The sequence below is a fragment of the Pseudomonas sp. FP597 genome, assembly GCF_030687435.1.
Lineage (GTDB): Bacteria > Pseudomonadota > Gammaproteobacteria > Pseudomonadales > Pseudomonadaceae > Aquipseudomonas > Aquipseudomonas lactucae.
In genome coordinates, this window is the sequence record NZ_CP117432.1 from 6,213,863 (window position 1) to 6,239,684 (window position 25,822).

Here is a 25,822-nt window from a genome sequence, read left to right on the forward strand (position 1 = left end):
AGGGTATTTGTTAGCACTTTTTTAGATCGATTAGGGTGGACGCGCCATTACATACGTCACCCATGATCAAAAAGGCGACGCCATCATGGCGAAACGCACATCCTCCAGTCAATTTGTTACAGTTTTTGTGTCACTAATAATTTCTTTGCCGACCGCAATCTACCCACAGTCGCCATCCCGTTATCGGCGTGAGATCAAGAATGCTTAAATTTCAGTTGTGACTTGAAAGACCGAGCCGCCGAGCAGGCCGGTGCTTACGCGAGCCTGCTCGATGGTCGGAGGGGAGGGTTTTACAAGGCTTTCTCGAAGATCTTCGAATTACGCTGATAGTTGTACAGCGAGGCACGCGCCGACGGCAGGCGGTCCACACTGCTTGGCACAAACCCCCGCTCGCGGAACCAGTGGGCGGTGCGCGTGGTGAGTACGAACAAGGTTTTCAGCCCCTGGGCCCGCGCACGGGTCTGGATGCGCTCCAGCAACACGTCACCTCGCGCGCCATGGCGGTATTCCGGGTTCACCGCCAGGCAGGCCAGCTCGCCGGCGTCCGAATCGGCGATCTGATACAGCGCCGCACAGGCGATGATCATGCCCTCGCGCTCGACCACACTGAACTGCTCGATTTCACGCTCCAGCACTTCCCGCGAACGACGCACCAAAATGCCCTGTTCTTCCAGTGGGCTGATCAGGTCGAGCAAGCCGCCGACGTCTTCAATCGCCGCCTCGCGCACTTGTTCGAACTGCTCCTGCGCCACCAGCGTACCGCCGCCGTCGCGGGTGAACAGCTCCGTAAGCAAGGCGCCGTCCTCGGCGTAGCTGACGATATGACTGCGCCCTACCCCGCCACGGCAAGCCTCGGCCGCCGCATCAAGCAGTTCGGCCTGGTAGTTGCTGCTGCCCAGGCGTTGCAGGTGGGCCGGTACCTGTTGCGGGCGCAGCTCGCGCACCAGGCGGCCATTTTCGTCGATCAGACCTAGATCGGCACCGAACAGCAGCAGCTTATCGGCACCCAGATCGATGGCGGCGCGGGTGGCGACGTCTTCGCAGGCCAGGTTAAAAATCTCACCCGTGGGTGAATACCCCAGTGGCGACAGCAGCACGATGGAGCGCTCATCCAACAGACGGTTGATGCCCTTGCGGTCGACGCGGCGCACTTCGCCGGTGTGGTGGTAGTCCACACCTTCCAGCACGCCGATCGGACGCGCGGTCACCAGGTTGCCGCTGGCCACCCGCAGGCGCGAGCCCTGCATGGGCGACGAGGCCATGTCCATCGACAAGCGCGCTTCGATGGCGATACGCAGGTGGCCGACCGCGTCGATCACACATTCCAGCGTTGCGGCATCGGTGATGCGCATGCCTTCGTGATAAATCGGGGTCAGACCACGCGCTTCAAGGCGCGCTTCGATCTGCGGGCGCGAACCGTGGACCAGCACCAGCCGCACGCCCAGGCTGTGCAGCAGCACCAGGTCGTGGACGATATTGCCGAAGTTCGGATGGTCCACACCGTCGCCGGGCAGCATGACCACAAAGGTGCAGTCGCGGTGGGCGTTGATGTAGGGCGAAGCGTGACGAAGCCAATTGACGTATTCGGGCATAACACCTGGGCCTGTAATAAAAAGCAGCCAAACAAGGATGAATCGTGGAAGCGCACAGCGGGCTGATGGTTATCGTCGGAACAGGCTTGGCGACACGCTCACTCTCCTTTTATGTACGAACAGGCAAGGGTTAATTTATGCGGGTTTCAGGCAGTAATGTTCGATCAGTTCCCGCAATAGACGCACTGTAGGCGCCAAGCGTGACATTTCGAGGTACTCGCCCGGCTGGTGAGCACAGGCGATATCGCCAGGGCCCAATACCAGGGTTTCACACCCAAGGCGCTGAAGATAAGGCGCTTCGGTGCCGAACGCCACTGCTTCGGCACGATGACCGGTCAATCGTTCCGCCACCCGCACCAGTTCGGCGTCTTCCGGTTGTTCGAACGGCGGCACTTCGGGGAACAGCGGCGCGTAGTCGATCTTGACCTTGTGGCGCTCGGCCAGGGGTTCGAGCTTCTGCCGGATGGCCGCGCGCAGCACTTGCGGGTCCATGCCCGGCAACGGCCGCAGGTCAAACTCCAGTGAGCACTGACCGCAAATGCGGTTGGGGTTGTCGCCGCCGTGGATACAGCCGAAGTTCATGGTCGGCTGCGGCACGCTGAATTGCGGGTTGCGGTATTCACGCTGCCAGGCCAGGCGCAGACCGCGCAATTCGCCGATGGCATCGTGCATCGCTTCAAGAGCGCTGTGGCCCAGGCTGGGGTCCGACGAGTGGCCACTCTGGCCCAGGATATCGATGCGCTCCATCATCACGCCTTTATGCAGGCGGATCGGTTTGAGCCCGGTGGGCTCGCCGATCACCGCCGCGCGGCCCAGTGGACGCCCGGCTTCGGCCAGCGCGCGGGCGCCGGACATGGAGCTTTCCTCATCGCAGGTGGCGAGGATCAGCAAGGGTTGCTTGAACGGCTGGTCCAGCAGCGGCAACACCGCTTCAATCGCCAGAGCGAAAAAGCCCTTCATGTCGCAACTGCCCAATCCTACCCAGCGGCCGTCGACTTCAGTCAGCTTGAGCGGGTCGGTTTTCCACAGCGCGGCGTCATAGGGCACCGTATCGCTATGGCCCGCCAGCACCAGGCCGCCAGGACCACTGCCGAAACTTGCCAGCAGGTTGAATTTGCCGGGACTGACCTGCTGGATGTCGATGGCAAACCCCAGGTCGCCCAGCCAATTGGCGAGCAAATCGATCACCGGGCGGTTGGTCTGGTCGAGAGAGGCTTGGGTGCAACTGACCGAAGGCGCGGCAATCAGCGCGGCGAACTGCTCTTTCATGGACGGTAATGGCATGCGCGGCCTCTCAACTTCCCGGATGAACCCCACTATAGAACCATCTGCACGACACAATAAACCGTTGCGGCACGTTGCCGGGCTCACTCCTGTACACTGCACGGCCTTGGCAGCCACCTTTTTCCCCGGCTGCGCTCCCGATCCTGGATTTTCCGGCCATGCAGAAAGAAACCGAAATCAAGCTCCGCGTCAGCCGCGAAACACTCGCCGCGCTGCGTGAGCACCCGTTACTGAAAAAACGCAACAAAAGTGGCTGGGAACGCCTTGAGTTGATGAATCAATATTTCGACACCCCCGAACGCGACCTGGCCCAGGCCAAAGTCGCCCTGCGTTTGCGCAAGGACGGTGACGCCATCATCCAGACCCTCAAGACCCGCGGCCAGAGCGTCGCCGGTTTGTCGGAACGCAACGAGTACAACTGGGACCTGCCCAAAGCCAAACTCGACGTGAAGAAACTCGACGGCGAATGCTGGCCCGAGCAACTGGCCGAGCTGGACAAAAAGACCCTCAAGCCGATCTTCACCACCGATTTCGTGCGCGAACGCGCCGAAATCGCCTGGGGCCGTGGCAAGGCCAAGGTGGTGATCGAGGCCGCGTTGGACCTGGGCCACGTAGTGGTCGGCAAGCAGAAAGAAGAAATCTGCGAGCTGGAACTGGAACTGCGCGAAGGTGAACCGGCTGCCCTGCTGGAACTGGCCGCTGAATTGGCCGCGACCCTGGCGCTGATGCCATGCGATATCAGCAAGGCCGAGCGCGGCTACCGCCTGTACGATGCAGGCAGCTACTCCCTGAGCCTGCCGGCACCGCAGATCCAGGCCGAAATGCCATTGGACGACGCCTTCGCCGCAATCATGTGGCACCTGCTGGGCAGCAGCCAGCGCCTGGCCGAGCAATACCGCTTCAATGGCCACTGGCGCCTGCTGCAGGACTGGGTCGACAACCTCGGTGAGTTGCGCGCCCTGATCGGCAGCCTCGGCCAGGCCGCACCGCGCCAATCCACCGCCGAACTGCGCAGCGCACTGGATGCCCTGCTGGAAGACTGGCGCCCGCTGGTACAGGCCGGTGACGACGACGAAGACATTCGCAAAGCCGCACCCGAGCAGTTCGCCGAAGAACTGGAGGACCTGCGCTGGGGCCTGTTCTCACTGAACACTTCGCGCTGGCTGCTGGCCCGCAGCTGGACCGCCGAGCGTAACGTGCGGGGCAACCGTCAGGGCGCCGCGCAAATCACCAACTGGCTGCCGCGCCTGCTGGCCGACGATGCCGTCGCCCTGCAACTGCCGCGCTACCAGCAACAGCCGGAAGACCTGGCCGAGCAACTGCCGCGTATCGAACGCATCCAGGCCTGGCTGCACCATGCACGCCAGGTGGTGGACATCCCGGAACTGGACCGGTTGTACGGCGAGCTGAACAAGCTGGTGCAACTGGCCAATCAGCCGATCACCGATGAGTCGCTGGATGCGCGGATGCATCAGGCGATTGCGGTGTATCAGAACCGCGCCTGGAAGACTCTTCTGCGTCTGTAAGATCGCCATCGACGGCAAGCCCCTCCAGCGTGGGAGGGGCGGTACGACGATTCGACTTGCCCCCGATGAGGCCCTGCCTGTCAGCGCAATACTGGCAGGCTGGTGGTGGACTTGATCTCCGACAACGCCACGATCGAATTGACCTCCTGAATCCCCGGCACCATCGACAACTTGTCGAAGAAAAACCGCTCGTACGCCTCAATGTCCGACGCCACGATGCGCAGCAGAAAATCCACCGCGCCCATCAGCACGTAACACTCCAATACTTCCGGAAAGCCACGAATCGCCTCGGTGAACTCGGTGAAGTTGGATCGCCCGTGAGCGTTGAGTTTGACCTCGGCGAAAATCTGCGTGTTAAGGCCGATCTTCTTGCGGTCCAGCAGGGTCACCTGGCCGCGGATCACACCCTCGTCCTTGAGCCGTTGGATGCGCCGCCAGCAGGGTGACTGGGACAGGCCGACCTGCTCGGCGATCTGCGCACTCGAGAGCGAAGCATCCTCTTGCAGCAGGGCCAGGATGCGGCGGTCATAAGCGTCCAATTGGCTGTGCATAGAAATACCTTTTATAGCGATACTCTTGAATTAGATGATTCGAATAATGTTGAATCAAGCTCATCTTAGATAAGAAATCTCCGTAAGCGAATGTAAAAATTTCTTCAGTCAAAACTGGAGAGCCAACATGCACGTCGTCGAAACTACCCACCCCGATACTCGCGTCGATGCATGGGCCGTCAACAACGCCCATTGCCAGGCCCATTACCAGATCGTCGCCGAGGCTGAACCGGATGTGTTGTGTCGGGTGCTTAACTATTTCGCGCTGCAGTTTCTGACGCCTCGGCAGGTCAGTGTGACTCGGCAAGACGACGTGCTGAGCATCGAAATCGTGATGGACGGCTTGAGCTGGCATCGGGCCCAGGTGATCGGTGAAAAGATTCGAAACCTGATCAGCGTGTGCACGCTGGATGTGTGGCCGGCCGACTCCGTGGGCCCGCAGGCGGTGTCGGCAGCCGCCCGGTAAAAGCCTGCAATACACGGTGGGCGGCGAATATTCAGGGGGTGGCTAGCCTGGGAGTACGTCCGAGGTTACCCAGGAAAACCCACATGTCTGTTGATCGACGATTGGAATTGCATCAATTGCTGCCGGCTTTGGTCGGTTCCGAACTGATCAGCGACGACACCGCAAAGCGCTTGTCGAAACTGCCCGCCGGCAACATCCAGCATCCGCTGGAGCACGTCGCAACCCTCGGGCCCTGCCTGGAAACCCTGACCCAATGGCTTGCCCAGCATGTCGGGCAACCTTATCTGCGCATCGACCCACTGAAGATCGACGTGGCGAAGGTGGTGCCGCTGATGTCCCATGCCTTTGCCCAGCGCCACGGAATCCTTGCCGTGGCGGTGGACGCGCAGTCCGTCACGATCGCCAGCGCCCAACCCCTCGTCACCGCTTGGGAGGCCGGGCTGGCGCAGGTGCTCAAGCGTTCCATCACGCGCGTGGTGGCCAACCCCCAGGAGATTACGCGCTGTATCGGCGAGTTTTATCGGCTGGCGAAGTCCGTCAGCGGTGCGGATCAAAAGGTGGCGGTGCCCGGCAACTTCGACCTGCTCAACCTCGGCGCCAGCGACCAGGAACCGGACGCCAACGATGCGCACATCGTCAATATCGTCGATTGGTTGCTGCAGTACGCCTTTAGCCAGCGGGCCAGTGATATCCATATCGAACCTTGCCGTGAACAGGGCCGGGTGCGTTTTCGCATTGATGGGTTGTTGCACGATGTCTACCAGTTTCCACCCCAGGTGACGATGGCGGTGGTGAGCCGGCTCAAGAGCCTGGGACGGATGAACGTGGCGGAAAAACGCAAACCCCAGGACGGCCGGGTCAAGACCAAAAGCCCGACGGGCGCGGAGGTCGAGCTGCGTCTGTCGACCTTGCCTACCGCCTTTGGCGAAAAACTGGTGATGCGGATTTTCGACCCGCAGGTGTTGCTCAAGGACTTCGACCAGTTGGGCCTGTCCCTGGAAGACCAGCAACGCTGGCACGGCATGACCCGCCAGACCAACGGCATCATCCTGGTCACCGGGCCCACCGGCTCCGGCAAGACCAGCACCCTCTACACCACGCTCAAGCAGCTGGCGACCCGCGAAGTCAACCTGTGCACGGTTGAAGACCCGATCGAGATGGTTGAACCCGGCTTCAATCAGATGCAGGTGCAACACAATATCGACCTGACCTTCGCCAGCGGCATCCGCGCACTGCTGCGCCAGGACCCGGACATCATCATGATTGGCGAAATACGCGACCAGGAAACCGCAGAAATGGCGATCCAGGCCGCACTGACCGGGCATTTGGTGCTGTCGACCCTGCACACCAACGACGCGCCCAGTGCGATCAGTCGCTTGCAGGAGCTGGGTATTGCGCATTATTTAATCAAGGCCACGCTGTTAGGCGTGATGGCGCAACGCTTGGTACGGTTGCTGTGCCCTCACTGCAAGCGCGCAACGGGCGACGTGTATGAGGCTGCCGGGTGCGCCGAATGTAGAAACAGCGGGTATCGGGGGCGAGCCGGGGTCTACGAAATCATGGTGCTGGACGATGCGCTCAAGGCGCTGATCACTCCAGGCGCCGACGTTCAGTCCCTGCGGGCTGCCGCTATTGCGCAAGGCATGCATGACCTGCGCATGTCCGGCATGACAAAGGTTGAAGCAGGGCTGACCACGATGGCGGAAGTGTTGCGGGTAACGCCTGGGGATTCGGTAACAAATCCTATGATTACGGCGCTTTGAAACCGTTCTTATCGGTGGCAACACCGTTACAATCGGCGCAACGTCGTTTCACTGACACCATCAGATAGGGAATCGCTATGCAGATCGGAACCGTACTGCTTCTTTTCGTGGGTTTGGCCATCGCCATCCTTTTCATGGGCTTCAAGGTGGTGCCCCAGGGCTACCAGTGGACGGTCGAACGTTTCGGCCGCTATACCAATACCCTCAAGCCTGGCCTGAACATCATCATCCCGGTCATGGACCGCATCGGTCGCAAGATCAACGTGATGGAAAGCGTGCTGGACATCCCGCCCCAGGAAGTGATCACCGCCGACAACGCCACGGTGCAGATCGACGCCGTGTGTTTCTTCCAAGTGGTCAATACCGCCCAGGCCGCCTATGAGGTCAACAACCTCGAACACGCCATTCGCAACCTGCTGCAAACCAATATTCGTACCGTCCTCGGCTCCATGGAGCTGGATGCCATGCTCAGCCAGCGTGACGGCATCAACGAAAAACTCCTGAGAACCGTGGATGAAGCCACCGCGCCGTGGGGCATCAAGATCACCCGTATCGAGATCAAGGACATCAGCCCGCCCGCCGACCTGATGGCCGCCATGTCGGGCCAGATGAAAGCCGAGCGGATCAAGCGCGCGCAAATTCTTGAGGCCGAGGGCCTGCGAGCGTCGGCGATCCTGACGGCCGAAGGTAAAAAGCAGGCGCAGATCCTGGAAGCCGAAGGCAGCCGCCAGGCAGCATTCCTCGAATCCGAAGCCCGTGAGCGTCAGGCCGAGGCGGAAGCACGCGCGACCCAGGTGGTGTCGGAAGCGATCGCCTCGGGCAACGTGCAGGCGGTCAATTACTTCGTCGCGCAAAAATATATCGACGCGCTGGGCAAGCTGGCATCAGCCAACAACAGCAAGGTGATCCTCATGCCGCTTGAAGCCAGCCAGGTGATTGGTGCGGTTGGCGGCATTGGCGAGATCGTCAAGGCCACGTTCGATAACAAGAAAGGCTGAGGCCAGCACCATGTGGGATTTCCTGCAGCACCTGTCATTTTGGGATTGGCTGGCACTGGGCACGGTGCTGTTGATCCTTGAGGTCTTCGGCGCCGGCGGTTACCTGTTGTGGATGGGTATCGCCGCTGCGGCCGTGGGTGTGATCAAGTTTCTGGTACCGCCGCTCGGCCTGGAATGGCAACTGTTGTTGTTCGCAGTGTTGTCGATACTGACGGCCGTGTACTGGTGGAAACGCCAACGCAGCAGTGCCAAGGCCAGTGACCAACCTGGGCTGAATGAACGAGGCTCGGAGCTGGTTGGTCGCACCTTCGTGGTGCACCAGGCGATTGTGGACGGCCGGGGCAAGGTGAAAGTCGGTGATGGCGTGTGGATGGTGACCGGCCCCGACAGCCCCGTAGGCGCTCAAGTCCGGGTCGTTGGTCAGGACGGGGTGATTTTAAAGGTTGAAACTGTTTAGTCAGTGATGGAACTCGGTTGGGCTATCTACAATCAAAACCTGCAGATAACCCCACCGGAGTCACCCATCATGCGTCTCAAATATGCTGTCGCCACCCTCGCTGTGCTTTCCCTTCCTGTCGGTTCAGCCATGGCCGACAGTTTCTGGCGCAACGTCATCTCGTCGGGCGCCACCACTGGCTCGACGTACCTGACCTTCAAGGACCACAAGCTGGTGGTTGCCGCACAAGACGACGCCGGCAGCTTCGTTGCCAGCGACGGCGGCATTCGCGGCCCGTACCTGGAAGCCGCCATGCAGAAGGTCCGCGCCGATAACCCAGGCCTGCAAGCCACGGATATGGAACTGGCCAACGCTATCCTCGCGAAGAATGCTGTCACTGAGTAAAACTCGCCCCCCAAAAAAAATGCCGCTTGTTCAAGCGGCATTTTTTTGCCCGCCAGGTGACGTTTCATTCACAGACGACAGGCTATATTCAGTCAGGCCGTGCAACCATGCCGGTACTGATAAGCCTCTCATCGCCCACCTGAAACGGATGCCTTCGTCGTCATGAGCCAACAGCCCTTCCTGCCGTTCTCCAAACCTACCATTGATGAAGCCACCATCTCGGCGGTCGGTGATGTACTGCGCTCGGGCTGGATCACCAGCGGCCCGAAAGTACAGGCGTTCGAAGCGCAACTGTCGGAGTACTTTGGCGGCCGGCCGGTGCGTACATTCAACTCAGGCACCTGCACCATGGAGATTGCGTTGCGCATCGCCGGTGTCGGGCCAGGCGATGAAGTCATCACCACGCCGATCTCCTGGGTCGCCACGGCCAACGTGATCCTGGAGGTGGGCGCCACGCCCGTGTTTGCCGATATCGACCCGGTTACCCGCAATATCGACCTGGCCCAGGTAGAAGCCGCGATCACCCCGCGTACCAAGGCAATCATCCCGGTCTACCTGGCAGGCCTGCCGCTGGACATGCCGATGCTTTACGCACTGGCCAACAAGTACAACCTGCGTATCGTCGAAGACGCCGCGCAAGCGCTGGGCTCCAGCTGGGACGGCGAGCGCATTGGCGCCACAGGGGACTTCGTGTCGTTCAGCTTCCAGGCCAATAAGAACATCACGTGTTCCGAAGGCGGCTGCCTGGTTTTGAATAACGCCGAAGAGGCGCGCCTGGCGGAGAAGTACCGCCTGCAAGGCGTCACCCGCAGCGGTTTTGACGGCCTGGATGTGGACGTGTTGGGCGGCAAGTTCAACATGACGGATATCGCCGCCGCCATCGGTCTGGGGCAGTTTGCACATATCGAGCAGATCACCGCCCACCGCCAGAACCTGGCGCGACATTACTTCAAATGCTTCGGCAGCGACTTTGAAGCGCAATACGGCGCACAACTGCCGCCGGCAGATTTCGAAAACAGCAACTGGCACCTGTTCCAACTGGTGCTGCCGGAGCGTCAGGACGGCCTGCCCGCCCGCGCCACCTTCATGGAGCAGATGCAGGCCCATGGTGTCGGCATTGGCTATCACTACCCACCGATTCACCTGCTGAGCCTGTATCGGGCGCAGGGGTTCAAGGAGGGCATGTTCCCGGTGGCGGAAAAGGTTGGGCGCTTGATCGTGTCGTTGCCGATGTTCACGGCGATGACAGAGGCCGATGTGGAGCGGTCGGTGGCGGCGGTAAAAGCAGTCCTGAGAGCAAACTAAGCACTCACGGCTGACCTCGGCTGAATGTAGGAGGGGGCTTGCTCCCGATGGCGGTGGATCAGTTACTGATCAGTGAACTGACACTCCGTCATCGGGAGCAAGCCCCCTCCCACACGGGTCGTGCGTTTATTCGCCGATGGCAGCTTTGTAGCCGGCGGCATCCAGCAGTTTATCCAGATCAGCCTTGTCGTTTGGCTTGAGCTTGAAGATCCAGGCGCCGTAAGGGTCGGAGTTCAGCAGCTCAGGGCTGCCACCCAGCTCTTCGTTGACGGCAATCACTTCACCGGCAATCGGCGAGTAGATATCCGAAGCGGCCTTCACCGACTCAACCACGCCTGCCTGGCCTTGAGCCTCGAACGTGGCGCCGACTTCGGCCAGCTCAACAAACACCACATCCCCCAACGCTTCCTGGGCATGGTCGGAGATCCCGACGGTCACGGTGCCGTCAGCTTCGAGAAGGGCCCATTCATGACTTTCGGCAAAACGCAGGTTCGCAGGGATATCGCTCATAGTCTGTGTCCTCAAGAAGTAATGTCAGCGGCCTTAGGCCTGCCGGAAATAGTTAGATCAAGGTTTTGCCATGGCGCACAAAGGTCGGTTTGACCACCCGAACCGGGTACCACTTGCCGCGGATTTCCACTTCGGCCCGATCGGCAGTCGCCGTCGGTACACGCGCCAGGGCAATGGATTTGCTCAGCGTAGGAGAGAAACTACCACTGGTGATCTCCCCTTCGCCAACATTGGCGATGCGAACCACCTGGTGAGCGCGTAAAACGCCGCGCTCTTCCAATACCAGCCCGACCAGTTTGGACTGCACACCCGTTGCCAATTCGGCTTCCAATGCCCCACGACCGATAAAATTGCGCTCGGTCGGTTCCCAGGCGATGCTCCAGGCCATGTTGGCGGCCAGGGGCGAAACGGCCTGGTGGATATCCTGGCCGTACAGGTTCATCCCGGCTTCCAGACGCAGGGTATCCCGTGCACCGAGGCCGATCGGTGAAATGCCCGCGCCCACCAGATCATTGAAAAAACCGGGGGCCTGATCCGCAGGCAGGACAATTTCCAGGCCGTCTTCGCCGGTGTAACCGGTGCGGGCGATAAACCAATCGCCATCGGCCTGACCTTCAAAAGGCTTGAGCTGGCGAATCAGGGTGCCGCGCGACTGGGTGACCAGCTCAGCGATCTTTTGCCGGGCATGGGGGCCTTGAATCGCGAGCATGGCCAACTCGGACCGCTCCTGCAACTGCACGGGGTAGTCGCCCAGTTGCGCCTGCATCCAGCCCATGTCCTGGTCGCGGGTGGCGGCGTTGACCACCAACCGATAACCGGTCTCGGTGCGGTACACGATCATATCGTCCACCACGCCGCCCCGCTCGTTGAGCATCGCGCTGTACAACGCACGGCCGCAGCCATGCAAACGATCGACGTCATTGGCCAGCAGGTGCCGGAGCCATTCCCTGGCCTGAGGGCCTGTGACATCGATCACGGTCATATGAGATACATCGAACACCCCGCAGTCGCGTCGCACCTGATGGTGCTCTTCAACCTGCGAGCCGTAATGCAGAGGCATATCCCAACCGCCAAAATCGACCATTTTCGCGCCGAGGGCGAGATGCAGGTCATACAGAGGCGTACGCTGTCCCATGGGTTTCTCCTTCCGGGCTTGGCGAGGGTGCGCAGCGCCGCTGTTAGCGGCTGAACGCCTTGAAATACAAGGGCTGCAGCCACATACAACGACCCTATCCGAAAGATGGAGCGCACCGAATGCCGCGCATTGTAGCCGCAAGCCGTAGGACTGGCACCTAACCGATGGGGCGGGCGGAGCGGCGGATCAGCCCGATCACCGGCAGCAGGCCCACCAACACCAATGTCAGCGCCGGCAAAGAGGCCCGCGCCCACTCGCCTTCGCTGGTCATTTCAAAGACCCGCACCGCCAGGGTGTCCCAGCCGAACGGGCGCATCAGCAGGGTGGCAGGCATTTCCTTGAGCACATCGACAAACACCAGCAGCGCCGCGCTCAAGGTGCCGGGAAGCAAAAGCGGCAGATACACTTTGCAAAACAGTCGCGGCCCGCTCACGCCCAAACTGCGTGCCGCTTCCGGTAGCGATGGACGGATACGCGCCAGGCTGCTTTCCAGCGGGCCATAGGCCACTGCCAGAAAACGCACCAGATACGCCAGCACCAGCGCCGACAGACTGCCCAACAACAAAGGCTTGCCCGCCCCGCCCAGCCAGCCCGACAGCGGCACCACCAGTTCGCGGTCCAGGTAACTGAACGCCAGCATGATCGACACCGCCAGCACCGAGCCCGGCAGGGCATAACCGACATTGGCCAGGCTGATGCCGGAGCGGATCGCGCGAGTCGGCGCCAGGCGGTTGGCGAACGCCAATACCAGCGCCACGCTGACCGTGAACAGCGCGGCGATCCCGCCCAGGTAAAGCGTGTGGACGATCAGGCCCGAATAGCGCTCATCCAGGTCGAAACGACCGCGCTGCCAGAACCAGGCGACCAATTGCAGCACTGGAATGACAAACGCACAGGCGAATACCAGGCCACACCAACCGCTCGCCGCCGCTGCCTTGACCCCGTGCAGGTGATACAGCGCCTTGCCACGCGGCCGTTCATTGCCGGGCCGACTGGCGCCTCGGGCGCGACGCTCGCCGTAGAGCACCAGCATCACCACCAACAGCAACAGGCTGGCCAGTTGCGCCGCGCTGGACAGGCTGAAAAAGCCGTACCAAGTCTTATAGATGGCCGTGGTGAACGTATCGAAGTTGAACACCGAGACCGCGCCGAAATCCGCCAGGGTTTCCATCAAGGCCAGGGCGACCCCGGCGCCGATCGCCGGTCGCGCCATGGGCAGCGCCACACGCCAGAACGCTTGCCACGGCGATTGCCCCAGCACCCGCGCCGCCTCCATCAGCCCCTTGCCCTGAGCCAGGAATGCGGAGCGCGCCAGCAAGTAGACGTAGGGATAGAACACCAGCACCAATACGATGATCACGCCGCTGGTGGAGCGCACGCGCGGCAGGCGCAAGCCCGTACCGAGCCATTCGCGCAACAGGGTCTGCACCGGGCCGGAAAAATCCAGGAGCCCCACGAAGACGAAGGCCAGCACGTACGCGGGAATGGCAAAAGGCAGCATCAACGCCCAGTCCAGCCAGCGGCGTCCGGGGAATTCGCAAAGGCTGGTCAGCCATGCCAGGCTTACACCCAGCAGCGTTACGCCGATGCCGACGCCCACCACCAACGTCAGGGTGTTGCCCAACAGGCGTGGCATCTGGGTTTCCCAGAGGTGGGACCAGATCTGTGCGTCAATGCTTTGCCAGGACAGCAACAGCACGCTCAGCGGCAGCAGCACCAGGGCAGCGACGGTGAAGACCGGCAGGTACCAGCGGCGCTGGGCGGGGTGGGCCAAGGGTTAACTCTCTGGGAATAGTATCTAAAGACAAACACAAAACAGTGACATTTCAACCTGCTGTGTGTCAGTTCCAGCCCGCCCGATCCATCAACCGAATCGCCTCGGCCTGACGCTTACCCGCCACTTCCACCGGTAACGTGTCGGCCACAAATTTACCCCAAGTCGCCACTTCGGCCGACGGTGGCACCGCCGGGTTGGCCGGAAACTCCTGGTTCACGTCAGCAAATATCTGCTGCGCCTCAGGCGTGGTCATCCATTCCACCAGCGCCTTGGCGGCTTCAGGGTGCGGTGCGTTCTTGGTCAGGCCGATGCCCGACAGGTTCACATGCACGCCACGGTCGCCCTGGTTCGGCCAGAACAGCTTCACCGCCAGGTCCGGTTTCTGCTTGTGCAGGCGGCCGTAGTAGTAGGTGTTGACGATCCCCACGTCGCATTGCCCGGCATTGATTGCTTCCAGTACCGCGATGTCATCGGAGAACACGTCGGTGGACAGGTTATTCACCCAGCCCTTGACGATTGCTTCGGTCTTGGCTGCGCCGTGGGTTTCGATCAGGGTCGCGGTCAGCGACTGGTTATAGACCTTCTTCGCGGTACGCAGGCACAGACGGCCTTCCCACTGCTTGTCGGCCAGGGCCTCATAAGTGGTCAGGTCACCCGGCTTTACCCGGTCGGTGGAGTAGGCGATGGTCCGCGCGCGCAGGCTCAACCCCGTCCAGGCGTGGGCGGATGAACGGTATTGCAGTGGAATATTCTTGTCGATCACTGCGGAGGTGAACGGTTGCAGGATGCCCATCTGCTCGGCTTGCCAGAGGTTGCCGGCGTCGACGGTGAGCAGCAGGTCGGCGGTGGCGTTTTCGCCCTCGGCCTTGATGCGCTGCATCAGCGGGGCTTCCTTGTCGGTGATGAACTTCACCTGCACACCGGTCTTTTTGGTGTAGGCATCAAACACCGGCTTGATCAGTTCGTCGATGCGTGAGGAGTAAACCACCACCTCGTCGGCTGCCTGCACGGTGGTGCTGCCGATCAGGGTGAGTGCCAGGGCAGTCAGGAGGCGCTTGGGTGCCAACATGGGGGCGGTCTCTCATTTGCAAAAAGAGAGCAAATGATAAGGACTCACATTTGGTAACGCTTGGTGGAGGCGTTACCAGATGTTGCACCACGGCTTAATAGGCAACCGACGTATGGCAATTCAAGGTTTGGCCAGCTCCGGCAGATCGCCGGTCAAACCCAAGGCCTGGCGCACAAAAACGGCCTTGGCTTCGGGCATCTGGTCGACCATTTTCAACCCGGCATTGCGCAACCAGCGCAACGGCAGTTGATCGGCCTGGAACAACCGCTCAAAGCCCTCCATCGCCGCCATCAACGCCAGGTTATGCGGCATGCGCCGGCGCTCGTAACGGCTGAGCACTTTCACATCCGCCAGGCGCTCGCCACGTTCGGTGGCCGACAACAACACGTCGGCAAGCACTGCCGCATCGAGGAAACCCAGGTTCACGCCCTGCCCGGCCAGCGGATGGATCACATGGGCCGCGTCGCCGATCAATGCCAGGCCCTCGGCCACATAGCGTTTGGCATGGCGTTGACGCAACGGCACGCAAACCCTTGGATCGGCGCTGACGACGGTGCCCAGGCGCCCTTCAAAGGCGCGCTCCAGCGCACGGCAAAACGCCTCGTCATCCAACGACATCAAGCGTTCGGACTCAGCCGGCGTGGTCGACCAGACGATCGAGCACCAATCCTGCTGCCCGTCCCGCTCCAATGGCAAAAACGCCAGCGGGCCGGTATCGGTAAACCGCTGCCAGGCCGTGCGCTGGTGCGGCTGGCTGCTGCGTACGCTGGTGACGATAGCGTTATGCAGGTAATCCCACTCACGGGTCGCCGTGCCGGTAAGGCGGCGCACGGCGGAGTTGGCGCCATCGGCCGCGACCACCAACGGCGCGCGCAAAGTTCGGCCATCGGCCAGGGTCAGCAGCCAGTCATCGCCGGAGCGGCGCATCTGCTCCAGGCGTGCGTTGGCCAGCAAACCCAGGTCGCAGTCGTGCAGGCGCTCGAGCAAGGCGTCCTGCACCACGCGGTTTTCGACGATATGCCCGAGCACTTCGGCATGCACGCTGGCCGCCGAGAAGTGGATCTGCCCGGTGCCGCTGCCATCCCACACCTGCATCTCGCCATAGGGGCTGGCGCGGCGCGAGACAATGCCATCCCACACGCCGAGGCGCTCCAGGATGCGCTGGCTGGCCGCCGACAGGGCACTCACCCGAGGCTCGAAGGCCGCGTCACGGTCGAACGGCTTGACACTCAGCGGGCTGCCGTCGAGCAGCAGCACTTGCAGGCCACTGCCTTGCAACGCCAGCGCCAGGGCGCTTCCGACCATTCCGGCCCCGACAATCAGCACATCTGCGCGCATGTCCATGCTTTAAACCTGTCTTGCTGGCGGCTTGCGCCGCACGTAAAGGGTTTTGTCGACCCGCGCGACCAAAGTGCCGGAGCCGTCATGAATCTGGACCTTGAGGTGGGGCAGATATTTCTCGCCGCCTTCGGTCTGTCGACGTACCTCATCCAACAACGCATCGTCGATAAAAAATTCGGCATACACCGGGCCCTTGCCCGGCGAGATGAAGTCGATGCTCGCGGCCTTGTCCCACACGATGTAGTCACGGCCCAGGTTCTCCATGAGCATCAGCATGTAGAACGGGTCGACCATCGAATACAGGCTGCCACCGAACTGGGTGCCGACGTAATTGCGGTTATACCAACCCAGGCCCATGCGCACTTTGACGTGACGAAAGTCGGCGCTCATATGCTGTACGCTGACCCCGGCGCCCAGGTACGGCGGGTACAGGGTCATGACCCAACGCAACAACCGCGCCTTGCCCAGCCGTTCGATCAACCACTTAAGCATCGGGACGCGTCCCCAGGCCCATCGCCTGACGGGCGAACCAGCGCTTGGCCGGCGGCAACAGGTCCAGGCCCAGCAGGCCCATGTTGCGGCCCAGCGCGACCAAGGGTTGAGCACTGCCAAACAGCCGCGTGACCTGGTCGGAAAAACCCACGGTCAACTTCTGATCCAGGTGCTGGCGCTCGCGATAAGCCTGCAGCGTCGCCAGGTCGCCCGGCACCGCAGGCCCGGCCAGCAGGGCCTCGGCCAAGGCATTCGCATCGCGCAGCGACAGGTTGAAACCCTGCCCGGCAATCGGGTGCAGGCTGTGGGCGGCATTGCCGAGGATCGCCAGGTGCGAGCGTACTTGCTCTTCGGCTTCCACCAGGGTCAGCGGATACAGATGTCGCGCGCCGACTTGTTTCAGCGTGCCCAGGCGGTAACCGAACACGCCCTGCAATTCGCTCAGGAAACTGCGCTCGTCAAGGGCGGCCAGGCGTTGGGCGTCCATGCCGATACGGGTCCACACCAGCGCGCAGCGATTGTCCGGCAGCGGCAGCAACGCCATCGGGCCTTGCTCGGTGAAGCGCTCGAAGGCTTCGCCGTTGTGGGACTCGCTTGGGGTGATGTTGGCGATCAGCGCGCTCTGGTTGTACGGCCGGGTTTTCACGCCGACGCCCAACTGCTCGCGCAAGCCGGAGCGACCACCATCGGCCAATACCGCAAGGTCGCATTCCAACACGGTTTCATCGTTGAGGGTGAGGCGATAACCACCGGACAGCGGCTCCATGCGCGTGACTTCCGCCGGGCAGCGCCAGCTCACCACATCTTTGTCCAGGCCTTGCCACAGGCATTGGCCGAGCCAGGCGTTTTCCACCACATAGCCCAGGGCCGGCACGCCCTCCTCCAAGGCAGACAAGCGCGCGGTAGAGAAGCGGCCTTTGTCCGACACATGAATCTGCTTGATCGGTTCGGCGCGAGGGGAGATGGCCTGCCATACCCCCAGGCGCTGATAAATCTGCCGGGCGCCAAACGACAACGCCGACGAGCGCGCGTCGTAGCTCGGTTGGTAGCTGTCACCCGGCGCGAAAGGTTCGATCAACACGATTTTCCAGCCGCGCGCCTTGGCCCCGGCCTGCAGTGCCAGCGCCAGGCTGGCGCCCACCAGGCCGCCGCCGATGATCGCCAGGTTGACCCGGCTCATCGGGCAGCCGCCATCAGGGCTTCGATCTCGGCGACGGTCTTGGGCACGCCGCCGGTCAGGATTTCACAGCCTTGCTTGGTCACCACCACGTCGTCCTCGATGCGTACGCCAATGCCACGCCATTTCTTTGCCACGTTCTGGTTGTCCGGCGAAATATAAATGCCCGGCTCCACGGTGAGTGCCATGCCGACTTCCAGCACGCGCCATTCACCGCCCACCTTGTACTCACCCACGTCATGCACATCCATCCCCAGCCAATGGCCGGCGCGGTGCATATAGAAGGGTTTATAGGCTTCGCCGGCAATCAGTTCGTCGACGTCACCTTGCAACAGCCCCAGCTTTACCAACCCGGCGGTGATGACCTGCACGGTCGCCTCATGGGCCTGGTTCCAATGCTTGTTCGGTGCGATCTCGGCAAAGGCGGCTTCCTGGGAGGCCAGCACAATCTCGTAGATCGCTTTCTGTTCAGCTGAAAACCTGCCATTGACCGGCCAGGTGCGGGTGATGTCGCTGGCGTAGCAGTCGATCTCGCAACCGGCGTCGATCAGCACCAGGTCACCGTCCTTGAGCAGCGCGTCATTCTGCTGGTAGTGCAGGATGCAGCTGTTACGCCCGGCGGCGACGATGGAGCCGTAAGCGGGCATTTTCGCGCCACCTTTACGGAATTCGTAATCCAACTCGGCTTCCAGGCTGAACTCATGCAGCCCGGCGCGACTGGCCTGCATCGCCTTGACGTGGGCCGCGCAGGAAATCCGCGCGGCTTCGCGCATCACCTTCACTTCCGCCGCCGATTTATACAGGCGCATGTCGTGGAGCAGATGATCCAGGGCAACGAATTCATTCGGCGGCTGCGCCCCCAGATGCGCTTTGGAGCGGATCACGTTGATCCATTCCATCAGGTGCCGGTCGAATTCGGCGTTGCTGCCCATGGCCGAATACACCCGGTCGCGGCCTTCGATCAGGCCGGGCAGGATGTCGTCGATATCGGTGATGGGAAACGCGTCGTCGGCGCCAAAATCACGAATCGCACCTTCGGTACCGGCGCGCAGGCCGTCCCACAATTCGCGTTCGGCATTGCGTTCGCGGCAGAACAGCACGTACTCGCCATGCTGGCGACCGGGCATCAGCACGATCACCGCTTCCGGCTCGGGGAAACCGCTCAGGTACTGGAAATCACTGTCCTGGCGGTAGACGTGCTCGACATCGCGATTGCGGATAGCCACGGCGGCGGCCGGCAGGATCGCGATGCTGTTGGGTTCCATCTGCGCCATGAGCGCCTTGCGGCGCCGGGTGTATTCCGCTTTGGGGATATGGATCATGGGCAGATGGGCTTCCTTTCTCAGTGCAGTGAAGGCTTGGGGGCAGCAGGCTCAGCGGACTTCCTGGTCTCGGTGAACAGCAGCAATGGTGCGACGCGCAGGTATTCCATGACTTCCATGTAATCGCCTTCGCCGTCTTCGGACTCTTCCAGGGCGTCCTGCACCTGGGAGATGGCCGCCAAGTCCTGCAGCACTTCCTTGGCGTCGGTGCTCAACTCCAGGCCACCGGCGTTCACACCGAAACCGTGGAGGAAGCCCTGGCACCATTGGCCCAGTGCGGCGGCACGCTCGGTGAGCGGCGCATCGTCGGTCGGCAACAGCAGGACCACGGTGACGTCATCACCGGTCAGCTCGCCCTTGACCATCTCTTGCAGGCCGATCAGTGCGTTACGCACGTTGTCGGTCGGTTCGGTTTCCAGCAGCTCGGCGACATCGGCCAGCCAGTTGTCGGCGTCAAAGCCGACACCGGTGCAACTGCGGCCCAGCAATACGCCGTGCAGCTCGGCAGGCGAGCAGGGATGGCCGCTGGTGCTCAGCAGTTTGGAGAAAGCATCGTACGGGGAGTTCTGAATGGGCATGGTGAGCTAGGCGCCAGACGGCGCAATGTCTAGAATGGAGCGCTGTATCCTAGCACCGGCAGACGCACCAAGACTATCAAGGGCGTCAGATCGTTTATCCTGCAGTTGCCATTCATCAGACAAAATCCAGTGGAACCCAATGGAAGACACCGACCTGCAAGCGCTGATGGCCAGACTCGAATTGCTAATTACTCGGGTCGAGCAACTTAAGAGTCAAAACGGACTCCTATTAGCTCAGGAAAAGACCTGGCGCGAGGAACGCGCTCACCTCATTGAAAAAAACGAAATCGCCCGGCGTAAGGTCGAATCGATGATTTCGCGCCTGAAGGCCCTGGAGCAAGACTCATGAGTTCAAGCAATAGCGTCACCGTGCAGATTCTCGACAAAGAATATTCGATCATCTGCCCTCAGGAAGAGCGCAATAACCTGGTGAGCGCCGCCCGCTACCTGGATGGCAAGATGCGTGAGATCCGCAGCAGCGGCAAAGTGATCGGCGCCGACCGCATCGCTGTGATGGCCGCGCTGAACATTACCCACGACTTGCTGCACAAGCAGGAACGCCCTGACGTACAGGCCAGCGGCTCGACCCGCGAGCAGGTACGCGACCTGCTCGAACGCGTTGACCTGGTGCTGTCCAGCGACTCAGACGCACCCAAGGGCTGATTGCCGCGACCGTTTAAGGTATACTCGCCCCACTCCCTGGCGTGTTTGCCAGTCGGCGATGTCCCGGAGCCGATTCGCACTACCCTGGAAGTTGCACGTTGGGCTGGTGTGCATGTCCGCTAGACGGAAAGCCTTAAAGCCTACTGCTTCTTCCACCTTGAACTTTCGGGTTCAAGGGCTAAGTCGACAGCGGCGCTGTCGGGGAGCCTGAATTCCCAAAACTCAATGCCAGTCCCCGGACTGGCATTGTTGTATGAGCCGAAAAATCATGACCGAACCTGCGCCGCTTTCCCGTCCGCACCTTCGACGCATGTTGCGCAAGGCCCGCCGCGCCCTCACGCCGAGCGAGCAGCGCCAGGCCGCCCTCGGCCTGTATCGGCAACTGGCACAGCACCCGCTGTTTCGCCGGGCCAAACATATTTCCTTATATCTACCGACGGACGGTGAAATCGATCCGCGCTTGCTGCTGCGTGCCGCCCAGCGCCGAGGCAAGGCTACTTACCTGCCGGTGCTGAGTGCCTGGCCGCGGACCAAGATGGTGTTCCAGCGCGTGCGGCCTGGAGAAACGCTGCGGCCCAATCGCTTTCGCATCCTGGAACCACGGGTCAATGCCAAGCGCCAGCGCAAGGTCTGGGCGCTGGACCTGGTGCTGCTGCCGCTGGTGGGATTCGATGATGCCGGCGGCCGCCTGGGCATGGGCGGCGGTTTCTACGACCGCAGCCTGGCCTACCTTGCCCGCCGCCAAAGCTGGCGCAAGCCGACGCTGCTGGGGCTGGCCCATGAATGTCAGAAGGTCGATCGATTGGCGCAGGCCAGTTGGGATGTGCCATTGGCCGGCACCGTCACAGACAGGAAGTGGTATATCGCGCAGGCGCCACTGGAGTCAGCGGCGCCTTGAAGCCGTATCAGCGCTTGAACGGTTGTTGCTGTTGAGTCAATTCAACGGGTGCATCGGTCTTGTTCGACCACAGGCTTTGCGCATACCCGGTGGTCACGACGCCCAGACCAAACAAAATCACCAAAATCCATAGTAAATCCGGTTTACGTTGCATCGATTGCCCCCCTTCAGGCACCTCGTACACGATGACAACAACGTTCCAAAGTAGTCCGTTGCAGCTGCGTCAAGCTTAAAATCCCGGCATTCTGCGATAACGTGAACCAACACGCAAACCTTGACGCCAACCGACTGTCGGTTTGTCATCAAATTGCCTGACAACTTGCCCACTGCCTTTTTCAGGAGTGCAAAAATGGCCTATTGGCTGATGAAATCCGAGCCCGACGAACTCTCCATCCAAGGCCTGGAAAAGCTCGGTGAAGCGCGCTGGGATGGCGTGCGCAATTACCAGGCGCGCAACTTTTTGCGGGCAATGGCCGAGGGCGATGAATTTTTCTTCTACCATTCCAGCTGCCCCGAGCCGGGCATTGCCGGCATAGGCAAGATCGTCAAGACGGCCTACCCCGATCCGACCGCATTGGAGCCTGAAGGCCACTATTTCGACGCCAAGGCCACATCCGACAAAAATCCGTGGAGTGCTATCGACGTTTCCCATGTCCAGACCTTCCCCAAGGTACTGAGCCTCGGCTACCTGAAGCAGCAAACCGCCCTCGCCGAGTTGCCTTTGGTACAAAAAGGCAGCCGGCTGTCGGTCATGCCAGTCACCGCCGAGCAATGGGCAGCCGTCCTGGCGCTGTGTTGAATACCCGCGCGGTGCACAACCGATCCCGACACACCCGGACTTATACCTGTCCGAATAGCTAGTCGTCGTGCGGGGCACGCTTTGGCAGAATCACGGCTTTGCCCACTCCGCAAGGAGACCAGCGTGTCCCTGCCCACCCACACCTACAAGCCCGCCATCGATGGCTTGCGCGCCATCGCCGTCCTCGGCGTCATCATTTTCCACCTCGATTTCATCGACCTGCTGCCAGGCGGCTTTACCGGCGTCGACCTGTTCTTCGTGATCTCCGGGTATGTGATCAGCCAGTCGCTGTGGGAACGTCGCAACCTGACCTTCGGCCGCTACCTAAAAGATTTTTACCGGCGGCGCCTGCTACGCATCATGCCCGCGTTGCTGACGGTGCTCTGCGTCAGCTTCATTGCATCAGCGATGTTCATGCCGCAATTCTGGCTCAGCGAACTCATACACAGCACCGGCATCGCGGCCTTTTTTGGCCTGAGCAACGTTGTGCTGGCCTGGAACACCGACACGTACTTTTCACCCAGCACCGAACTCAACCCCTACTTGCACACCTGGTCTCTGGGGGTCGAAGAGCAGTTTTATGTGATATTCCCGGCGCTGTTCTACCTTTGGCTGCGTTATCGACGCCACACGCCCATTGCCTGGGTGGCATTGCCGTTGATGGCCGTTGTTTCGTTGATCGTCGGCGCATGGCAGGTCGAAGCTGCGCCGCTGTCGGCGTTCTACCTGCTGCCGGGGCGCTTCTGGGAGCTGGCGGTCGGCGCGATCCTGTTTCAACTGATCGGCACGCGGGCCGTGACACCTCACCTCTGTCGCCTGGCGCCCACACTGCTGGCGATCGGCCTGGGCCTGGTTGTGACCGGCTTTCTGTTCGCCGACCCCAGCCGGTTCCCCTTTCCATGGGCTGTGGTCACCGTAGCAGGCGCGGTGGCCATGATTGCCGGGACAGTGCTACGCGCCGACAGCCCGCCAAGCGCAGTGCAGCGCGTGTTGCAAAACCCGCTGGCGGCCTATGTCGGCCGCCTGTCCTATTCGCTGTATTTGTGGCACTGGCCGGTCGCGGTATTCCTGCGCTGGACCACCGGCCTGGAGTGGCTGGTTGTGCAGCTGCTCTACCCGCTGCTGGTCATTGCCCTGGCCGCAGCCTCCTATCACTGGATCGAAACACCGATCCGTAGCGGACAATCGATGGTTCAGCGCAATGCGTGGCTGACCTTCGTAACCGGCGCGATGGCGACAACGCTGCTATGGCTGAGTGCGCTGTGGGTAACGCAGAACACGTCGACGCTGTCACTCAGCCAGACCCGCGATACTTACACCTGGTACGCCTACAGGCATTACCCCCAGGAAGATATCGACACCCTCGACGACCCGAGCCTGCAGGGGCGCCAACTGTTCGTCATCGGCGACTCGCATACGGCGGCCTACCGCACGCTGCTCAAGCTGGTATCGCTGAGGCTGGGCATCCAGGTGGTGGAATATGAAGAGGGCGGTTGCAGTGTGGTCAGCCTTATCGGCCCCGATCCGGCAAGGTGTGCGAACACCCGAGAGGCGCAGCTCAAGCAAATCGAGGAGCAGGCCAAACCGGGGGATATCGTCTTCCTCGCCTCGTTGCGGATGCCTGAACTGAACGGTCGTGAGTGGCGCAACGGCGAGGCGGCGACCGTCGATGAGGCGCTGAGCGAGTTGACCGCAGACAACCTGAGCGCCGCGAGGTCCGCCGCAGACACGCTGTTGAGCCGCTTGCAAGGCGCGCAGTTCAACGTCCTGATCGATGCGCCAAAGCCGGTATTCAAGGCTGCGCCCAACCGTTGCTCGGACTGGTTCAACCGCATGAACCCGGTCTGCGCACCCGGCCTGACGATGGCGCGCGACCAGCTGGAAAGGTTGCGCGCCCCGCAGATGCAACTGCTGCAACAACTGCAGGCGGACTATCCCGCCCTGTATGCCTGGGACCCGCTGCCCCTGCTGTGCCCGGGCCCGACCTGCTCGGCCTATGACGAAAGCGCCAAGCCGCTGTTTTTCGACACCAACCACCTCAGTGGCCATGGCAACCGCGTGCTGGAGCCGTCCTTCACGGCGGCACTGCTGAAGATCTGGGGAGTGACGCCGCCGCTTACTGAATGATCAGGTTGTTGAACAACAGGTCCTCGACCACCGGTTTACCCGTTTCGTCATTCATCAATTGCTGCGTTTGCTTCAGCGCTTCCTGGCGCAGCTTTTCCTTGCCCTCGACAGTGCTCATGGCCTCATTGGTCTGCTGAGTAAACAGCGCCACCAACTGGTTACGAATCAACGGGTCATTGGCTTTGACCAGCTTCGCCGCTTCCTCGCCGGTCACGCGCAGGGCGATATCGGCCTTGAACACCTTGAGTTTCGCCGTGCCATCCAGGCCATAGTTACCCACGAACGGCGGGCTCAGGCTGATATAGCTGACCTTCGGCGCCTCGCCTTCTTTGGCTTCTTCGGCCTGGGCTGCCATCGGCAAGGTCAGGGCCAGCATCAACAGGATCCACGCTTTCACAGTTCATTCCTCGAATTCGGTTGCCGGGTAGCATAACGCTAGCAAGGCAGAGCACAAGCTTATGGCGACTTATCAGGCCCGGGCATGCTCGTTGACCCGCGGGCGTACCCTCCTACACTTATCGGCCACGACACCAAAAGGAATAGCCCGATGAAAGCAGTGCTGTGCAAAGCCTTCGGCCCCGCCGAAACCCTGGTGCTGGAAGAGATCGCCAGCCCTGCGATCAAAAAGAACGAAATTTTGCTGGACGTGCATGCCGCCGGGGTGAATTTTCCGGACACGCTGATCATCGAGGGCAAATACCAGTTCAAGCCGCCCTTTCCATTTTCGCCGGGTGGCGAAGCAGCGGGCGTGGTCAGCGAAGTGGGGGAAAAGGTCAGCCACCTCAAAGTCGGTGACCGGGTCATGGCGCTCACCGGCTGGGGCAGCTTTGCCGAGCAGGTCGCGGTGCCGGGCTACAACGTGCTGCCGATCCCGCCGGGCATGGACTTCACTACCGCCGCCGCTTTCAGCATGACCTATGGCACCTCGATGCACGCGCTGAAACAACGGGCCCACCTGCAACCCGGTGAAACCCTGCTGGTACTCGGCGCCTCCGGCGGCGTGGGCCTGGCCGCTGTGGAAATCGGCAAGGCCATGGGCGCCCGCGTGATCGCCGCCGCCAGCAGCGCCGAGAAACTCGCCGTGGCCAAGGCCGCCGGTGCCGATGAGCTGATCAACTACAGCGAAACCAGCCTCAAGGATGAAATCAAGCGGCTCACCGACGGCAACGGTGCCGATGTAATCTACGACCCGGTCGGCGGTGACCTGTTTGACCAGGCCGTGCGCGCCATCGCGTGGAATGGCCGCTTGCTGGTGGTGGGTTTTGCCAGCGGGCGCATTCCCGAGCTGCCGGTGAACCTGGCGCTGCTCAAGGGCGCAGCCGTGGTCGGGGTGTTCTGGGGCTCATTTGCCCAGCGCCAGCCGCAGGACAATGCGGCCAACTTCCAGCAACTGTTCACTTGGTATGGTGAAGGCAAACTCAAGCCGCTGGTGTCGCAGGTGTATCCGCTGGAACAGGCCGCACAGGCTATTAACGATCTGGGGCAGCGCAAGGCAGTCGGCAAGGTCGTCGTCCAGACCCGCTGAGAGTCACTTGAAATGCGATCAATGTGGGAGCAAGCCCCCTCCCACATTTGATCTCCAGCAGTCCTAAAATCGATAACGACCAC

General features: G+C 61.4%; 27 protein-coding genes and 1 other RNA gene. 14 read left to right on the forward strand and 14 right to left on the reverse strand.

Annotated elements, in window-relative coordinates:
• Nucleotides 1–290: 290 nt before the first annotated feature.
• Both argA and argE read right to left on the reverse strand, forming a co-directional pair.
• Nucleotides 291–1,592: an amino-acid N-acetyltransferase gene (gene argA, locus PSH66_RS28575; RefSeq protein ID WP_003176791.1), complete on the reverse strand. Its 1,302-nt coding sequence runs from the start codon at nt 1,590–1,592 to the stop codon at nt 291–293.
• A gap of 135 nt (nt 1,593–1,727) precedes the next feature.
• The gene (gene argE / locus PSH66_RS28580; RefSeq protein WP_141062882.1) at nt 1,728–2,876 is read right to left on the reverse strand and encodes an acetylornithine deacetylase; all 1,149 of its coding nucleotides are present in this window, start codon (nt 2,874–2,876) and stop codon (nt 1,728–1,730) included.
• Between the two features lie 158 nt (nt 2,877–3,034).
• Between argE and PSH66_RS28585 the strand changes: the two genes are divergently transcribed.
• The gene (locus PSH66_RS28585; RefSeq protein WP_141062881.1) at nt 3,035–4,402 is read left to right on the forward strand and encodes an inorganic triphosphatase; all 1,368 of its coding nucleotides are present in this window, start codon (nt 3,035–3,037) and stop codon (nt 4,400–4,402) included.
• Nucleotides 4,403–4,482: 80 nt separating this feature from the next.
• On the opposite strand, the gene PSH66_RS28590 is transcribed toward PSH66_RS28585, so the two are convergent.
• On the reverse strand, nt 4,483–4,953 hold the full coding sequence (locus PSH66_RS28590; RefSeq protein ID WP_003176794.1) for an Lrp/AsnC family transcriptional regulator: 471 nt from the start codon (nt 4,951–4,953) through the stop codon (nt 4,483–4,485).
• A 127-nt stretch (nt 4,954–5,080) separates the two neighbouring features.
• Between PSH66_RS28590 and PSH66_RS28595 the strand changes: the two genes are divergently transcribed.
• The 6 genes from PSH66_RS28595 (at nt 5,081) to PSH66_RS28620 (ending at nt 10,326) form a co-directional block, all read left to right on the forward strand.
• Entirely contained in the window at nt 5,081–5,419 is a 339-nt protein-coding gene (locus PSH66_RS28595; RefSeq protein WP_003176795.1) for a hypothetical protein, read from the forward strand.
• A gap of 83 nt (nt 5,420–5,502) precedes the next feature.
• Nucleotides 5,503–7,182, forward strand: coding sequence for a GspE/PulE family protein (locus tag PSH66_RS28600; protein WP_305428069.1), 1,680 nt, complete (start codon nt 5,503–5,505; stop codon nt 7,180–7,182).
• A gap of 77 nt (nt 7,183–7,259) precedes the next feature.
• Nucleotides 7,260–8,180 carry an SPFH domain-containing protein gene (locus PSH66_RS28605; RefSeq protein ID WP_003176797.1) on the forward strand — a complete coding sequence of 307 codons (921 nt, stop codon included), beginning with the start codon at nt 7,260–7,262 and terminating at the stop codon, nt 8,178–8,180.
• A gap of 10 nt (nt 8,181–8,190) precedes the next feature.
• Nucleotides 8,191–8,637 carry an NfeD family protein gene (locus tag PSH66_RS28610; protein WP_003176798.1) on the forward strand — a complete coding sequence of 149 codons (447 nt, stop codon included), beginning with the start codon at nt 8,191–8,193 and terminating at the stop codon, nt 8,635–8,637.
• 69 nt (nt 8,638–8,706) lie between these two features.
• The gene (locus tag PSH66_RS28615; protein ID WP_003176799.1) at nt 8,707–9,021 is read left to right on the forward strand and encodes a DUF2388 domain-containing protein; all 315 of its coding nucleotides are present in this window, start codon (nt 8,707–8,709) and stop codon (nt 9,019–9,021) included.
• A gap of 162 nt (nt 9,022–9,183) precedes the next feature.
• Entirely contained in the window at nt 9,184–10,326 is a 1,143-nt protein-coding gene (locus PSH66_RS28620; protein ID WP_003176800.1) for a DegT/DnrJ/EryC1/StrS aminotransferase family protein, read from the forward strand.
• A 126-nt stretch (nt 10,327–10,452) separates the two neighbouring features.
• Here PSH66_RS28620 and gcvH read toward each other — a convergent pair whose 3' ends face one another.
• The 9 genes from gcvH to PSH66_RS28665 all read right to left on the reverse strand — a co-directional run bounded on the left by gcvH (nt 10,453) and on the right by PSH66_RS28665 (nt 19,727).
• Nucleotides 10,453–10,836, reverse strand: a complete 384-nt coding sequence (gene gcvH / locus PSH66_RS28625) for a glycine cleavage system protein GcvH (protein ID WP_305428070.1) — start codon at nt 10,834–10,836, stop codon at nt 10,453–10,455.
• 52 nt (nt 10,837–10,888) lie between these two features.
• Complete coding sequence (gene gcvT / locus PSH66_RS28630; RefSeq protein WP_305428071.1) at nt 10,889–11,971, reverse strand: glycine cleavage system aminomethyltransferase GcvT; 1,083 nt, start codon at nt 11,969–11,971, stop codon at nt 10,889–10,891.
• A 157-nt stretch (nt 11,972–12,128) separates the two neighbouring features.
• Nucleotides 12,129–13,745: an iron ABC transporter permease gene (locus PSH66_RS28635; RefSeq protein WP_305428072.1), complete on the reverse strand. Its 1,617-nt coding sequence runs from the start codon at nt 13,743–13,745 to the stop codon at nt 12,129–12,131.
• Between the two features lie 67 nt (nt 13,746–13,812).
• Nucleotides 13,813–14,817, reverse strand: coding sequence for an extracellular solute-binding protein (locus PSH66_RS28640; RefSeq protein ID WP_003176804.1), 1,005 nt, complete (start codon nt 14,815–14,817; stop codon nt 13,813–13,815).
• Nucleotides 14,818–14,937: 120 nt separating this feature from the next.
• On the reverse strand, nt 14,938–16,155 hold the full coding sequence (locus PSH66_RS28645; protein ID WP_003176805.1) for a 2-octaprenyl-3-methyl-6-methoxy-1,4-benzoquinol hydroxylase: 1,218 nt from the start codon (nt 16,153–16,155) through the stop codon (nt 14,938–14,940).
• Between the two features lie 9 nt (nt 16,156–16,164).
• Nucleotides 16,165–16,650: a DUF4442 domain-containing protein gene (locus PSH66_RS28650; RefSeq protein WP_003176806.1), complete on the reverse strand. Its 486-nt coding sequence runs from the start codon at nt 16,648–16,650 to the stop codon at nt 16,165–16,167.
• Nucleotides 16,643–17,830 (reverse strand): 2-octaprenyl-6-methoxyphenyl hydroxylase, encoded by a 1,188-nt coding sequence (gene ubiH / locus PSH66_RS28655; protein WP_141062878.1) that lies wholly within the window; start codon nt 17,828–17,830, stop codon nt 16,643–16,645. Before ubiH ends, PSH66_RS28650 begins: the two co-directional genes overlap by 8 nt.
• Nucleotides 17,827–19,149, reverse strand: a complete 1,323-nt coding sequence (gene pepP, locus PSH66_RS28660; RefSeq protein ID WP_003176808.1) for a Xaa-Pro aminopeptidase — start codon at nt 19,147–19,149, stop codon at nt 17,827–17,829. Before pepP ends, ubiH begins: the two co-directional genes overlap by 4 nt.
• A 20-nt stretch (nt 19,150–19,169) precedes the next feature.
• Nucleotides 19,170–19,727 carry a YecA family protein gene (locus tag PSH66_RS28665; RefSeq protein ID WP_003176809.1) on the reverse strand — a complete coding sequence of 186 codons (558 nt, stop codon included), beginning with the start codon at nt 19,725–19,727 and terminating at the stop codon, nt 19,170–19,172.
• 139 nt (nt 19,728–19,866) lie between these two features.
• On the opposite strand from PSH66_RS28665, the gene PSH66_RS28670 reads away from it, so the two are divergent.
• The 4 genes from PSH66_RS28670 (at nt 19,867) to PSH66_RS28685 (ending at nt 21,288) form a co-directional block, all read left to right on the forward strand.
• On the forward strand, nt 19,867–20,076 hold the full coding sequence (locus tag PSH66_RS28670; protein ID WP_007982902.1) for a TIGR02449 family protein: 210 nt from the start codon (nt 19,867–19,869) through the stop codon (nt 20,074–20,076).
• On the forward strand, nt 20,073–20,390 hold the full coding sequence (locus PSH66_RS28675) for a cell division protein ZapA (protein WP_003176812.1): 318 nt from the start codon (nt 20,073–20,075) through the stop codon (nt 20,388–20,390). Before PSH66_RS28670 ends, PSH66_RS28675 begins: the two co-directional genes overlap by 4 nt.
• A 30-nt stretch (nt 20,391–20,420) precedes the next feature.
• Nucleotides 20,421–20,599: non-coding RNA, 6S RNA (gene ssrS, locus PSH66_RS28680), on the forward strand.
• 59 nt (nt 20,600–20,658) lie between these two features.
• The gene (locus tag PSH66_RS28685) at nt 20,659–21,288 is read left to right on the forward strand and encodes a 5-formyltetrahydrofolate cyclo-ligase (RefSeq protein WP_305429664.1); all 630 of its coding nucleotides are present in this window, start codon (nt 20,659–20,661) and stop codon (nt 21,286–21,288) included.
• A gap of 7 nt (nt 21,289–21,295) precedes the next feature.
• On the opposite strand, the gene PSH66_RS28690 is transcribed toward PSH66_RS28685, so the two are convergent.
• Nucleotides 21,296–21,442: a hypothetical protein gene (locus tag PSH66_RS28690; protein WP_003176815.1), complete on the reverse strand. Its 147-nt coding sequence runs from the start codon at nt 21,440–21,442 to the stop codon at nt 21,296–21,298.
• A 195-nt stretch (nt 21,443–21,637) separates the two neighbouring features.
• Between PSH66_RS28690 and PSH66_RS28695 the strand changes: the two genes are divergently transcribed.
• Nucleotides 21,638–22,087, forward strand: coding sequence for an EVE domain-containing protein (locus tag PSH66_RS28695; protein ID WP_003176816.1), 450 nt, complete (start codon nt 21,638–21,640; stop codon nt 22,085–22,087).
• 123 nt (nt 22,088–22,210) lie between these two features.
• Nucleotides 22,211–24,214, forward strand: coding sequence for an acyltransferase family protein (locus PSH66_RS28700; protein ID WP_305428073.1), 2,004 nt, complete (start codon nt 22,211–22,213; stop codon nt 24,212–24,214).
• Here PSH66_RS28700 and PSH66_RS28705 read toward each other — a convergent pair.
• On the reverse strand, nt 24,204–24,611 hold the full coding sequence (locus PSH66_RS28705; RefSeq protein ID WP_003176818.1) for a flagellar basal body-associated protein FliL: 408 nt from the start codon (nt 24,609–24,611) through the stop codon (nt 24,204–24,206). The two genes, PSH66_RS28700 and PSH66_RS28705, sit on opposite strands and share 11 nt — an antisense overlap.
• A gap of 150 nt (nt 24,612–24,761) precedes the next feature.
• Here PSH66_RS28705 and PSH66_RS28710 point away from each other — a divergent pair, with 150 nt between their 5' ends.
• Complete coding sequence (locus tag PSH66_RS28710) at nt 24,762–25,739, forward strand: NADPH:quinone oxidoreductase family protein (protein ID WP_305428074.1); 978 nt, start codon at nt 24,762–24,764, stop codon at nt 25,737–25,739.
• The last annotated feature ends 83 nt before the right edge of the window (nt 25,740–25,822 follow it).